Genomic DNA, 12,971 nt, shown 5'->3' with positions numbered 1-12,971 from the left:
CTCTTCTATTTTTGACTTTTCTAAACAATGCTCGTTTTACAACATTTTGGTTTTGCACAATCATTATGACGTTCATGGAAATCATCGCCACTTTCAAACGTAACTGCTTGATAATCTTTCAAAAGTGCTAATCCTTTGTACTGTTGCAAATCTTCATCACATTCTTCACACCAGCGTTCATCGCCTTCATTCCAAAAAGCCGCCAAATAATTTACTTTTGTATTTATGTACTTGTAAGTAGAAGAAAGTTCTTGCCATTTTTTTATGTAATAACGTTCTGCATCTTCGAGACAGTTAAATGTTTTTTCTTCCACGACGTCTTCCTGCCAGTCTTCAAAAAACCACCAAGGCTCATTATCGCCGTACATGGTAATAACTTGATACATTTACAGCTCACTCCAATTCTTTATACAAGAGTTATTCTAGCTACTTAAGTGAAAACTTTCAACATAAGTGCTTGTGAAATAATTCTGAGGTTCATCGTTGTTTATTCTAACATAAAATTAGTGGATCTGAAGATTAAATTTATTCACATATAATTCATTGCTTATCGAAATTGCATTTGCTAAAATATGAAAAGAACAGAAAGGAACGTTTCTTACTTATGAAAAAACCTGTATTTTGGAATTCAATTGCGATTTATTTTTTGCTATATAATAATATTTTAATCATTATTTCTTTAATTATTGCCTTAAAAACGCTGATCAATGGTGGCGGGACATTTGGTGCAGATGTTTGGTATCAAATTTTAATTTTTCTTATCTATATCGTGCTAATTGCCGGCTTGATTACTGGTGGGAAAAGAGGCTATTATTTAGCTATTCTGTTTATTCCTTTTATTTTTATTCAGTATTTTTATCCGCCAATTATGGTTAGTATGTTTCCAAAAATGATTATGCTGGCTTTTCGGGTACTTGAATTTGCTGCGCTTAGTTATTTGATCGTATCGCCAGAATCACGGGCTTATATTCAACAGTCCGATAAAAAAACTGAGTAGGAAAAATCCTACTCAGTTTTTTTAGATATATTGCAAAACTTTTTCTTCTTGGTAAGCTTGGTCAATCAGACCGCCGCCTAAACACTCCATGCCATCGTAAAAAACAACTGCTTGTCCTGGTGTAATCGCACGAACAGGGTCTGAGAAAATAACTTTCGCTGTTGTTCCATCTCCTGTTAGAACGACTTTTACCGGCACATCTTGTTGACGATAGCGGAATTTTGCCGTACATTCAAATTCTTTTGGCATATCTGTATCTACTGTAAAGTGAATTTCACTTGCATCTAAATGCGTTGCATATAATTGTTCATGATGAAAGCCTTGACCTACATACAATGTATTCGTTTCTAAATCTTTACCGACTACAAACCAAGGTTCTTGAGAGCCTTTGCCTCCGCCGATACCTAAGCCTTGGCGTTGACCGATCGTATAATACATTAAACCATCGTGTTGACCTTTGATTTCACCATCTAATGTAACCATATCCCCTTTTTTGGCTGGTAAATAGTTACTTAAAAATTGTTTAAAGTTCTTTTCGCCAATAAAACAAATCCCTGTTGAATCTTTTTTCTTAGCTGTTGCCAAGTCTGCTCTTTCAGCAATGGCACGGACTTCAGATTTTTCCATACCGCCTAATGGGAACATAGTTTTAGCTAATTGTGCTTGTGATAGTTGACTCAAGAAATAGGTTTGATCTTTATTATTATCCACACCGCGCAGCATCCGCACAGTGCCGTCTTCTTTTCTTTCAACTTGAGCGTAATGTCCAGTTGCTACATAATCTGCTCCTAGTTGCATGGCATAATCTAGAAAAGCTTTGAATTTGATTTCTTTATTACACATCACATCTGGATTTGGCGTTCTTCCACGGCGATATTCTGCTAAAAAGTACTCAAATACCCGATCCCAATATTCCTTTTCAAAATTTACTGAATAATAAGGAATACCGATTTGATCTGCAACTTTTGCTACATCTTTGTAATCTTCGGTGGCTGTACACACACCATTTTCATCCGTGTCATCCCAATTTTTCATAAAGATACCCACGACATCATAGCCTTGCTCTTTTAAAAGCAACGCTGTGACAGAAGAATCCACACCGCCGCTCATGCCCACAACGACACGAGTTTTACTGTTATCTGTCATTTGATCACCATCATTTCAATTTAGATTCTGAACTCATCTACGATTTGAAGGTCGTAACTTTTCAGTGATACTTATTATACTAGGATTTTAGAAGATGTAAAGGGGTTGAAATCGACTGTCAACTTCACACACAATCAAAGGTAAAAAAATAAGACCCGCTTACTGAAAGCATGAGTCCTATTTTTCATTATTCAATTACGCTTTTTCTAATACATCGCGGCTAATCATACCGTCCATTAAAAAGTAAAATTTCTCTTGGCTCATTGCATGGTTTTCACTTTTAAAAATATTCATGGATTTTAAACCATTGGCTGTTGTTACTGACATTTTTAATGTTTTTAAATCGCCAGCAATTGTGATTTTTAATTTAAAGCCTTCTTTACTTTGGGGTGTTGCATCCAATGGACGAATTAATTGGAAGTTTCCTGAATTTGTTTCAGTAAATCCATTATCTTTCAATGTGTATTTTTTTGCTTTTTCATTCACTTTATAAAATATTTCAGAACCTTCTACTGTTGCTTTTTCTTTAAATGCCATTTTTCCACCTCTTTTTTCGTTGTCTCTTTTATTATAGTAGTTCCATTCGTTTTTGGCTAGTTCTAATCTTTTTTTCTTTTGCTTAGTGCTTGATCTTTTGAATTGTTTCGATCAAGATTGTTGAAAATTGTTGAATTTGCTTTTCATCGTTATTTAAACCAAAACTAATTCGGACCGATTCTTTGATTGCCGGATGATTCTCGCCATAGATTGCTTCAAGTACATGGGAAGGTTCCACTGTTCCGGCTGTACAAGCTGATCCTGTAGAAATTGCCACGCCTTTTAAGTCTAAATGCATTAATAATAAATCGCTGGACACTTTTGGAAACCATACATTTAAAATATGTCCTAATTTATTTTCCGGATTGCCGTTAATTTTGTAGTCAATTTGAGCTTGATCTAATTGGGCTAAAATAAGTTCTTGATACTTAGTATATTTTTGTTGGCGTTCGTTTTTTTCGTCTTCAGTCAAAAGTTCAACAGCTTTTCCCATACCAGCAATTCCAGCTAAATTTTCTGTACCAGCACGGCGTTTTTCCTCTTGCTCTCCACCATGTAAAAACGATGGCAGTGAAATCTCATCACTCTTAAATAAAAAGCCGACCCCTTTTGGTCCGTTAATTTTATGGGCAGAAATACTCAATAAGTCTATGCCAAATTCATGGGGTAAAATCCGTTCTGAACCATATGCTTGCACCGCATCGGTATGAAAAACGGCTGGATGATCTTGCAAAAGTTCACCAATTTCTTTAATCGGCAATAGATTGCCAATCTCATTATTTCCAAACATCACAGAAACCAGAATGGTGTCTTCACGCAACGCATTTTTCACATCTGAAGCTGCTAGCTCACCTTTTTCATTCACAGGTAGATACGTCACGTCAAAACCCAGTTTCTCCAAATATTTCATCGTTTCCAAAACTGCGGGGTGTTCGATAGCTGTTGTAATTAAATGCCGCCCTTGGTCTTTTCTAGAAAGAGCTGTTTCGATAATTGCCGTATTATCCCCTTCTGTACCACCGCTATTGAAAATTATTTCATGAGGTTTTACTTGAAGGCTTCTTGCTATAATTTGCCGGACATCTTCCAGTTTCCGATGCGCTTGACGCCCAAAATGATGAATGCTTGATGGATTTCCGAAAGTTTGACTCATTTCATCTGTTACTACTTTTATGACTGCCGGATGTGCTGGTGTAGTTGCAGCATGATCTAAATATATGGATTCCACTGTACTCGCCCTTTCTCTTTCATTAATGGGACTATTTTAACATAACTAAAAAGGTTCCTCAAAGAATGATTCTTCATTTCCTTACTTAGAAAAACGCTTCTCTTTTCGATACATATAAAAATTTCCATAGGTAAAAACAGCAATTGCCAGCCAAATAAAACCAAATGCGATAAACTGTTCTGATGTATAGGGTTCATGAAAGATAAAAATAGCGAATAGCAGCATGATTGTCGGATTAATATATTGAATAAAGCCAAGAATAATATAAGAAATTCGTTTTGCTGCTTCAGAAAACAATAAAAGTGGAATAGCTGTCACAATCCCGGCACCCATTAGTAATAAATTTGTCGATACCTCGTATGTCATAAAACCATGTTTAGAGAAACCAAGCAAATAAATTAAAGCTACTGGTAAAATGACAAATGTCTCTATTGTCAAAGATGTATATGAGCTGACGGATATGCCTTTTTTGATTAATCCATACAGACTAAAAGAAAACGCCATAATTAATGATGCTACAGGAATCACACCTGTCTGAAACGTTAACAGCAGCACACCAGTTAAAGCCAAACCACAGGCAATCATGCCAAAACGACTTAGTTTTTCTTTCAACACGATTGTTGCTAATAAAACATTCACTAACGGATTCATATAATACCCTAAACTAGCCTCTGTTACATGCCCTTGACTCACTGTATAGATAAAAGTAAACCAATTAATAGAAATTAAAAATGATGCACAAATAATGGCAATTAATTTCTTTTTATCCCGATAAACACTTTTGGCTTCACTAAAAAAAGCTGTCCCTTTTTTCGTAACTAAAATATAAATAATCATAAATAAAAATGACCAAACGACACGATAACACAAGATATCTAGTGGATCGACCGTCGGCAGCAATTTCCAATATAATGGAATAACTCCCCAAAAAATATAGGCTATAAATCCGAAAATTATTCCTTTTCTTTGCTCTTCCATACTTCTCTCCTTACTTTGTAAAATTAGATAACTAGTGAAAAAAGAAGTCCGGCAAACCGGACTTCTTACGCTACGCAAACATTGATTTTCTACTTAATCATCCTCTAAACGAAACAACGGACTCATTGGCGTATTTTCATGAATTCGTTTGACTGCTTCACCCATTAACTCAGCACATGAAACAATTTCCAACGCATTCGGTTTACGGTCATCAGAGATAAACACAGAATCTGTTACACAAATCTGTTCTATCGGCGCAGCATCTAAAGTAGCTTTAGCACCTTTTGAAAGTAAACCATGTGAAGCACAAACGTAGATATTTTTTGCTCCATTATCCTTTAAGATTTTAGCAGCAGTCGCCATGGTTTCACCTGTATTTAAAATATCATCTACTAAAATACACGTTTTATTTTTCACTTCACCAATAACATAACCTGATCGTACACCATCAACTTCGTCTTGATCGACGATAGCTAACGTTGCATCTAGATATTCTGATAAACTTCTCGCTCGCTGAACACCACTATTTTTAGGCGAAACAACAACAATTTCTTCACCAGTTAGCTGCTGCTGACGATAATTATGCGCAAATAACGGCATTGTAAACAAATTATCCACTGGAATATCAAAGAATCCCTGTACTTGAACTGTATGTAAATCAAGGGTTAACACACGAGTTGCCCCAGCTTCTTCCAATAAATTAGCCACTAATTTTGCAGTGATCGGTTCTCTTGGCTTTGCAGTCCGATCTTGGCGAGCATAACCATAATAGGGTAAAACGACGTTAATTGTTTTAGCACTTGCTCGTTTTAATGCATCAATCATAATCAATAATTCCATTAAATTATCATTAACCGGCAGATTAGTCGACTGAACTAGAAAAACATGGTCCCCACGAATACTTTCTTCAATGTTTATTTGAATTTCTCCGTCGCTGAATTGGCGAACCGTACTCTTGCCTAATTCTGTGCCGACAACTTCAGCAATTCTTTCTGCTAACGGACGATTAGCATTTAAACTAAAGATTCGTAATGTTTTATCCTGGTATTTTTGGGTCATGATTTCCTCCGTGATCTAGGTATTTTTTTCGATACGTCTAAATAAAAATTTCAATCTCTATTCTACCATTGATTCTCAAAAAAATCATGAATCTTTTGCTTTATTATGACAATTAATTGACCTTTTAATGTCTTTTAAACGAAGAAAATTGTACTTACAAAATTGTTCGCGGAATCTTACAAGATCAGATTGTACTTCCTTTTTTGATGAGTAAAATGAAAATAATCGGAGGTGTGATACTATGCATCATGGAAAACATCAAAAAAGGAACAAGCGGCGGCGCCAATTTTTGTTTACGCTATTTTTACTTACTTTAATTAGTTTCGAAATTTATCTTCTATTTTTCAAAGAAAAACAGCAAAATATTTTGCCTCAAACATCTACGGAGTCCTCTGAAATTTCAAAAGAAAAAACAGAGGATACAGAACAGATTAAAAATTTAAATCAAGACGTTCTGCCAAGCTCAAATCTTGCTTTGGATATTAATCAAAAATTAACAGATGCTTCTTTTATTGGTTCCGCTCTTGTAATCAAAGATAATCAGATTATCATGCAAAAAGGCTTTGGCTACGCAAATGCCTCAAAAAAGATAGCTAATAATAGTCAATCAGTCTTTCAAATTGGTTCCAGTCAAAAAGGTTTAACTGCTGCTTTAGTTTTACAGCAAGTTCAAGCGCAAAAACTTTCTTTAGACGAAACATTAGATCACTTCTATCCAAATATTCCGGACAGCTCAAAAATAACGATACGGCAGCTTCTTTCAATGAACTCTGGATTAGTTCAACAAGAAAAACCAACAGCAATGATGTCTGATGAAGAGTTTCTCCGATTTGAAATAGCTCACGCCCAAATGGGAACTTTTGGTGAATTCAAATACGATGCCATTAACTACTATCTACTAGTTGGAATTTTAGAAAAGCTGACAGGTTCTACCTATCGAACACTACTTAATCAACAAATCATTCAACCTTTGCAATTACATCATACCAGCTTCTATGATGACTTTTTACAGCTAAAAAATCGAACCTTTGCCTATGAAAAAAAAGACAATACAGATTATGCTGCAGACATTGCTGATGATCCTTTACTTTTTAATCAGGAAGTTGGCACTGGTAGTTTGGGTATGACTGTGAGTGATTTGTATACCTTCTATGCTAATCTATTAGCTGAAAAGCTAGTAAATAAACAGACAATGGATTCCCTTTGGACTGATGATAAACAAAATAAATTTATTGGCGGTTTATACAATTGCGGGAACTTCATCCGTGGTCACGGAATTGAAGGTGGCTTCGAAGCGGTTAGTTATGTTTCTAAAGATAGAAAAGATGCGATCATTTTACTTACTAACCAATATCCTAAAAATGCCTCATACGATCAATTAACAGCAACTCTGTTCAGTCAATTAGGTCCGTATAAAACAAAATAATTAAAAAAAGATTGCTAGGAATCAATAATGTAGTTTCCTAGCAATCTCTTTATTTTTAGGCGCACCTAAAAAATAGATTGATTTTAATTCAAGTTTAACTTATACTATTTTTAGGCAAACCTAAAAAGGAGGTTTCTTTATGTCTATAAATAATAATCTTTCAATAGAACATCTTACTGTTAGTTACCAAGGACAAAAGGCCTTGATTGATATTTCTTTACAAATTCCAGCTGGAAAAATTACTGGGATTATTGGTCCAAACGGCGCAGGTAAATCAACCTTTTTAAAGGGCATGTTGAACTTGCTTAAAACCGATTCAAGAGCCGTTAAGTTAGGTCAGACACCAATTGACCTACAGAAAAAACGCGTGGCTTATGTTGAACAACGCAGTGCATTAGATTTGTCGTTTCCAATCAATGTGTTGGAAGTTGTTCTTTTGGGTACCTATCCTAAACTTGGTCTCATGAAACGACCGAAAAAAGAGGATAAAGCTAAAGCACTAGCTGCATTACAAACGGTTCAACTAGAAGCTTTTGCTAAGCGTCAGATTGGCGAGTTATCAGGTGGTCAGCTGCAACGAGTCTTTATTGCACGAGTGCTGGCACAAGATGCAGATGTTATCGTGTTGGACGAACCTTTTGTAGGAATCGATATGACCAGTGAAAAAGTAATTATGGATATTCTTAAGCAACTAAAAGAAGCTGGCAAAACGATCGTTATTGTCCATCATGATTTGCATAAAGTAGCTCATTATTTTGATGAAATCATCATTTTAAAGAAACGTTTAATTGCCGCTGGTCCAGTCGCTACAACGTTCACCAACAAAAATATTCAAGCTGCTTATGGCGAAACGATGGGCGACATTATTATCAAAGGAGTGGCTGACGCATGATTGCAAATTTTATTGATGGATTGGTTCGCTACCAATTTTTACAGAACGCTTTGATTACCTCAATTATTGTAGGTTTAGTTTCAGGAATCATTGGATCATTTATCGTATTACGAGGAATGTCTTTAATGGGCGATGCGATTTCTCATGCAGTGTTGCCGGGAGTTGCTGCCTCTTATATGTTTGGGGTTAACTATATCTTTGGCGCTTCAATTTTTGGTATTATCGCGGCATTATTAATCGGATTTATTACACAAAAAAGCCAACTAAAAAATGATACAGCTATCGGTGTTGTCTTCAGTTCTTTCTTTGCTTTAGGAATCATTATGATTTCTTTCGCTAAAAGTTCTACTGACCTCTACCATATTCTTTTTGGGAATGTTTTAGCTGTTCGAGATTCAGATATTTTGATTACTGTCATCGTTGGCATTATCGTGATCGTTTTTGTTGGCATTTTTTACAAAGAGTTACAAATCACTTCATTTGATCCAACTATGGCGCAAGCTTATGGGTTAAATGTACAATTTTTCCACTATGCGTTGATGTTTTTACTAACTTTAGTGGCTGTTTCATCTTTACAAACGGTAGGAACTATTTTAGTGATTGCCATGCTGATTACTCCAGCTGCGACCGCTTATCTGTTAACAAACCATCTACCTAGTATGATTGGCTTAGCTTCTACTTTTGGTATTTTAAGTTCAATTATCGGTTTGTTCTTTAGCTACTCGTATAATTTAGCATCCGGAGCAACTATTGTATTAACCGCTGCAGCATTTTTCGTTTTAGCATTTTTATTCTCACCAAGAAAAGGACTATTTTTTGTCAATAAACAAAAACAGGAGGAATCAATATCATGAGAAAAAAATTACTTTTTATTACGGCATTAGCGGGGCTATTCTTTCTAGCTGCTTGCCAATCGAACACTTCAGATTCAGCAGATAAAGAGAAACTAGACGTCGTGGCGACAAATTCCATTCTTGCAGATATGGTCGAAAATGTTGGTGGTGATCTGGTTAATTTACACAGTATTGTCCCTGTCGGAACTGATCCCCACGAATATGAACCTTTACCAGAAGATATTGCGAAAGCTTCCGAAGCAGATGTTCTATTCTTCAATGGTTTAAACTTAGAAACTGGTGGTAATGGCTGGTTTAAAAAGCTAATGGAAACGGCTAATAAAAAAGAAAATGAAGACTATTTTGCCGTTAGTAAAAATGTTGAACCGATGTATTTAACTAGCGCTGGACAAGAAGATGAACAAGATCCCCATGCTTGGTTAGATATTCAAAATGGCATTTCTTACGTTGAAACAATCAAAGACACATTAAGTGAAAAAGACCCTAACAACAAAGAAACCTACGAAAAAAACGCCTCTGCCTATATTGAAAAACTAGCAGCTTTAGATAAAGAAGCAAAAGAAAAGTTTGCTGATATTCCAGAAGATCAAAAGCTACTAGTTACGAGTGAAGGAGCCTTTAAATATTTCTCAAAAGCTTACGGTGTAACAGCTGCTTACATTTGGGAAATCAACACAGAAAGTCAAGGAACACCCGATCAAATGAAACAAATTATCGATCAAATTAAAGAAACAAACGTTCCAGCTCTCTTTGTTGAAACAAGTGTTGACAAACGCAGTATGGAACGTGTTTCTAAAGAAACAGATCTGCCAATCTACAGTACGATCTTCACTGACTCTATTGCTAAAAAAGGCGAAGATGGCGATAGTTACTACTCTATGATGAAATGGAATCTAGACAAAATCCATGAAGGTTTAACAAAATAAAATAAAAACTAGCGTCAAAATCAAGTCGATAAAATGACTATCGAATCCCCTGATTTTTTGGCGCTAGTTTTTTGATTGCTTTTGCTAAAGTCTACCTACCAAATTTTAATAGCAAAAAGTTCTTTTATTCCAGACAGGATAAAGGTTGGCAACGCAGGAATAAAGATCACTAATAAATAGACATGAGCAGGCAGTGAAACTGTTCCCATCACTGTATTAAAGAAAGGAATAATCGTAACTAAAAATGAAGAAACTGCTGCAAATGCAACCGCTGCAACTAAACGTGGATTGCTAAATGGATTTCTCCTGTACAACGTTTTTGAACTTCTAGCATCGAATACATGCCATAACTGACCATATACAAGAGTTAAAAACGCCACGGTTTGCGCCTGATTACTCGACATACCACTATGAGCAGCTAAAACAAAACCGCCATAAACCGTTAACCCCATCACAATTCCTCTAATCAAGACTCTAGACCAAGTATAATTTGCTAAAATTGATTCTTTAGGATTTCTAGGCTGGTCTTTCATAATATCTGATTCAGCCACATCATAACCTAAAGAAAAAGATGGAACAGCATCACTGACCATATTTACCCAAAGCACCATTAATGCAGTTAGTGTTGGTGTTGTTGCCGAAACCGTTCCAATTGATTTTGTAAAAAATAGCAAACCGAAAAGTAGAGACAGTACTTCAGCAACATTTGTGGTTAACTCATGACGCATAAAATTTTTAATGTTGGCATAAATCGTACGGCCACCTTGAACAGATCGTTCAATTGTAGTAAATTTGTCATCCAGCAAAATCAAATCGGCCGAATCTTTTGTTACTTCTGTTCCCGCAATTCCCATGGCAATGCCAATATCTGCTGCTCGTAAAGCAGGTGCATCATTAACACCGTCACCTGTCATCGCTACAATTTGTCCATGCTTTTGAAGTTGTTTTACAATCCGTTGTTTATGTTCCGGTGAGACTCTGGCATAAAGTTTTGTCTGTTTCACTTTTTCGAATAATTGTTCATCTGACATGGCTTCAATTTCTATTCCTTTAATGACAGCTCCATCTTTTGTTGGCGTGATTCCTAAATCGTAAGCAATCGCTTGTGCTGTTTTTTCGTGATCTCCTGTAATCATTACAACTTCGATATTCGCTTCATGAAGGGTTTTAATTGACTCTTTCACTTCTTCTCGCGCAGGATCAATAATGCCAGCCACACCAGAGATTAGCAGCTCTGTTTCTAATTCTTCAACTGAACCATTTAAAGCTTCTTCTTTCGTCAATTTACGATAACCAACAGCAAGTGTCCGCAATGCTTGTTCTGCATAGCTATTTACAATAGAAGTAAAGTGTTCTTTGGCTTTGTCTGAGTCATCTAACTGATTATCAACGACTATTCCTCGACTATGTTCTACCAATACGTCCGGTGCACCTTTTGTATAAATAAAATAGTTATCAGAATTTTTGACTATAACGCTCATCATTTTTCTATTGCTTGTAAATGGTAATGTACGAACAATCTCCATAGATTCAAGTAATTCTTCTCGAATAATACCCGCTTTTTGTCCAAGAACAGTTAACGCAACTTCAGTCGGATTTCCAAACGGTTTAAATTTCCCCTCTACTTCTTTAACCATCGCTTCATTACACAAAACTGAACCAAGTAAAAATTCAGAAGACTTCTCAAAATTTTCTTGCATTTTTTTATTAGTAATCGAACCTTTTGGCGAATAGCCTAGACCAGAAACTTCATATTCCTGACCATTATCGTAATATTTAACGACGGTCATTTCGTTTTTAGTCAACGTTCCAGTTTTATCTGAGCAAATATAAGAGGTTCCCCCAAGTGTTTCTACACTAGTTAATGATTTGACCAACCCTTTATTCCGAGCCATTTTTGCAGCGCCAATCGTTAAGACAATCGACAAAACAGCTGGTAATGCGTCTGGTATGGAAGCAACTGCTAATGCAATCGATGTAGACAATACTGAAGTGATCGAATCCATACTTAGTTCACCTGCTCGGATAATCCCAATCAAAAACGTTAGAACAACAATTCCGCCAGAAATTTTCATCAATGTTTTTGTTAATTTATTGACTGTATATTGTAGTGGTGATTTTTTTGTGCCGACTGCTTGAATTAATTGTGCGATATTTCCCAGTTCTGTATCCTTGCCTGTTGCTACAACAATCCCAATCCCTTGTCCATTGGAAACCGTTGAACCGGAAAAGCCCATATTCACTCGATCACCGACCTCAACAGTTTCATTAATCGGTTCGATCATTTTAAGAATCGCATCTGCTTCTCCTGTTAAATGAGATTCTACAATCTGTAATTCATTGACTTCGATCCAGCGAACATCAGCTTCAACAAAATCACCAATCGCAGATTTCACGATATCACCAACGACTAATTCTTTGACTGGTATATTTTCCCAGTGCCCTTCTCTCAATACAGAAGTAGAGCGATTATTCATTTCTTTTAAAGCATTTAAACTTTTCCGCGCACTGATCTCCTGCCAAAATCCTAAAAAAGCATTTATGATAATCAGAATTAAGATAGCAATCGCTTCGTACAACGCTTCTTTTCCATGTTTTGAATTCTCTTGAAACTGAAATGAATAAAATGCACTGATAAAAGACAAAAGAACTGCTCCTAATAAAACAATAACGATTGGTTCTTTAAAATTTTTCAAAAAGACTTTCCAATACGGATCTTCTTTTTCTTCCGGCAGTCTATTTTCACCGTATAACCCCCTATTTTGAAGGACCTGCTCTTTCGTTAAACCAGTCTCCAGATTAAGCGAGAATTTTTTTAAAATAACATCAGTTGTTTCTTGATAAAATTTCATCTTGTCATCCTTTCATTTAATACAAACAAAAAAAGCGCAAGTTCAAGACACTTCCTCACCCTTGGAAGTTATGTCT

General features: G+C 35.9%; 12 protein-coding genes and 1 other annotated feature (1 of these 13 only partly in view). Of the genes, 5 read left to right on the top strand and 7 right to left on the bottom strand.

The features are described from left to right. Positions 1 to 20: 20 nt before the first annotated feature. Complete coding sequence (locus tag C240_RS08380) at positions 21 to 386, bottom strand: DUF1033 family protein (protein ID WP_271494315.1); 366 nt, start codon at positions 384 to 386, stop codon at positions 21 to 23. Positions 387 to 604: 218 nt separating this feature from the next. On the opposite strand from C240_RS08380, the gene C240_RS08375 reads away from it, so the two are divergent. Then, positions 605 to 997, top strand: coding sequence for a hypothetical protein (locus C240_RS08375; RefSeq protein ID WP_271494312.1), 393 nt, complete (start codon positions 605 to 607; stop codon positions 995 to 997). 21 nt (positions 998 to 1,018) lie between these two features. Here the strand turns inward: C240_RS08375 and mnmA are convergent, their stop codons facing one another. The 5 genes from mnmA to C240_RS08350 all read right to left on the bottom strand — a co-directional run bounded on the left by mnmA (position 1,019) and on the right by C240_RS08350 (position 5,945). Next, on the bottom strand, positions 1,019 to 2,143 hold the full coding sequence (gene mnmA / locus C240_RS08370; RefSeq protein WP_271494308.1) for a tRNA 2-thiouridine(34) synthase MnmA: 1,125 nt from the start codon (positions 2,141 to 2,143) through the stop codon (positions 1,019 to 1,021). Between the two features lie 195 nt (positions 2,144 to 2,338). Beyond that, positions 2,339 to 2,680 carry a DUF1831 domain-containing protein gene (locus tag C240_RS08365; protein WP_271494305.1) on the bottom strand — a complete coding sequence of 114 codons (342 nt, stop codon included), beginning with the start codon at positions 2,678 to 2,680 and terminating at the stop codon, positions 2,339 to 2,341. Between the two features lie 82 nt (positions 2,681 to 2,762). Continuing rightward, positions 2,763 to 3,908 carry a cysteine desulfurase family protein gene (locus C240_RS08360; RefSeq protein WP_271494302.1) on the bottom strand — a complete coding sequence of 382 codons (1,146 nt, stop codon included), beginning with the start codon at positions 3,906 to 3,908 and terminating at the stop codon, positions 2,763 to 2,765. An 81-nt stretch (positions 3,909 to 3,989) separates the two neighbouring features. Continuing rightward, positions 3,990 to 4,886, bottom strand: coding sequence for an EamA family transporter RarD (gene rarD, locus C240_RS08355; protein ID WP_271494299.1), 897 nt, complete (start codon positions 4,884 to 4,886; stop codon positions 3,990 to 3,992). 93 nt (positions 4,887 to 4,979) lie between these two features. Then, positions 4,980 to 5,945 (bottom strand): ribose-phosphate diphosphokinase, encoded by a 966-nt coding sequence (locus C240_RS08350; RefSeq protein WP_271494297.1) that lies wholly within the window; start codon positions 5,943 to 5,945, stop codon positions 4,980 to 4,982. A gap of 241 nt (positions 5,946 to 6,186) precedes the next feature. Between C240_RS08350 and C240_RS08345 the strand changes: the two genes are divergently transcribed. The 4 genes from C240_RS08345 (at position 6,187) to C240_RS08330 (ending at position 10,043) form a co-directional block, all read left to right on the top strand. Continuing rightward, positions 6,187 to 7,371, top strand: coding sequence for a serine hydrolase domain-containing protein (locus C240_RS08345; RefSeq protein ID WP_271494294.1), 1,185 nt, complete (start codon positions 6,187 to 6,189; stop codon positions 7,369 to 7,371). A 139-nt stretch (positions 7,372 to 7,510) separates the two neighbouring features. Continuing rightward, the gene (locus C240_RS08340) at positions 7,511 to 8,263 is read left to right on the top strand and encodes a metal ABC transporter ATP-binding protein (protein WP_271494291.1); all 753 of its coding nucleotides are present in this window, start codon (positions 7,511 to 7,513) and stop codon (positions 8,261 to 8,263) included. Then, positions 8,260 to 9,117 (top strand): metal ABC transporter permease, encoded by an 858-nt coding sequence (locus tag C240_RS08335; protein WP_271494288.1) that lies wholly within the window; start codon positions 8,260 to 8,262, stop codon positions 9,115 to 9,117. Before C240_RS08340 ends, C240_RS08335 begins: the two co-directional genes overlap by 4 nt. Continuing rightward, positions 9,114 to 10,043, top strand: a complete 930-nt coding sequence (locus C240_RS08330; protein WP_271494285.1) for a metal ABC transporter substrate-binding protein — start codon at positions 9,114 to 9,116, stop codon at positions 10,041 to 10,043. Before C240_RS08335 ends, C240_RS08330 begins: the two co-directional genes overlap by 4 nt. Positions 10,044 to 10,138: 95 nt before the next feature. Here the strand turns inward: C240_RS08330 and C240_RS08325 are convergent, their stop codons facing one another. Then, a complete protein-coding gene (locus C240_RS08325; RefSeq protein ID WP_271494282.1) occupies positions 10,139 to 12,895 on the bottom strand; it encodes a cation-translocating P-type ATPase in 2,757 nt (918 codons plus the stop codon). Positions 12,896 to 12,944: 49 nt separating this feature from the next. Continuing rightward, positions 12,945 to 12,971: a sequence feature (sodium ion sensor (DUF1646 type); this cis-regulatory element may regulate processes involved in with the transportation of sodium ions), on the bottom strand; it runs 18 nt beyond the window's last position.

This window comes from Enterococcus sp. 5H, assembly GCF_028128615.1.
Classification (GTDB): Bacteria; Bacillota; Bacilli; order Lactobacillales; family Enterococcaceae; genus Enterococcus_L.
Note: the sequence above shows the minus strand (reverse complement) of the source record. Positions and strands in the feature narration are given on the sequence as shown.

Coding starts and splice junctions, on each gene's coding strand:
- rarD (WP_271494299.1), bottom strand. CDS start 4,886: ATGGAAGAGCAAAGAAAAGGAATAATTTTCGGATTTATAGCCTATATT.
- C240_RS08380 (WP_271494315.1), bottom strand. CDS start 386: ATGTATCAAGTTATTACCATGTACGGCGATAATGAGCCTTGGTGGTTT.
- C240_RS08340 (WP_271494291.1), top strand. CDS start 7,511: ATGTCTATAAATAATAATCTTTCAATAGAACATCTTACTGTTAGTTAC.
- C240_RS08365 (WP_271494305.1), bottom strand. CDS start 2,680: ATGGCATTTAAAGAAAAAGCAACAGTAGAAGGTTCTGAAATATTTTAT.
- C240_RS08325 (WP_271494282.1), bottom strand. CDS start 12,895: ATGAAATTTTATCAAGAAACAACTGATGTTATTTTAAAAAAATTCTCG.
- C240_RS08335 (WP_271494288.1), top strand. CDS start 8,260: ATGATTGCAAATTTTATTGATGGATTGGTTCGCTACCAATTTTTACAG.
- C240_RS08345 (WP_271494294.1), top strand. CDS start 6,187: ATGCATCATGGAAAACATCAAAAAAGGAACAAGCGGCGGCGCCAATTT.
- mnmA (WP_271494308.1), bottom strand. CDS start 2,143: ATGACAGATAACAGTAAAACTCGTGTCGTTGTGGGCATGAGCGGCGGT.
- C240_RS08330 (WP_271494285.1), top strand. CDS start 9,114: ATGAGAAAAAAATTACTTTTTATTACGGCATTAGCGGGGCTATTCTTT.
- C240_RS08375 (WP_271494312.1), top strand. CDS start 605: ATGAAAAAACCTGTATTTTGGAATTCAATTGCGATTTATTTTTTGCTA.
- C240_RS08350 (WP_271494297.1), bottom strand. CDS start 5,945: ATGACCCAAAAATACCAGGATAAAACATTACGAATCTTTAGTTTAAAT.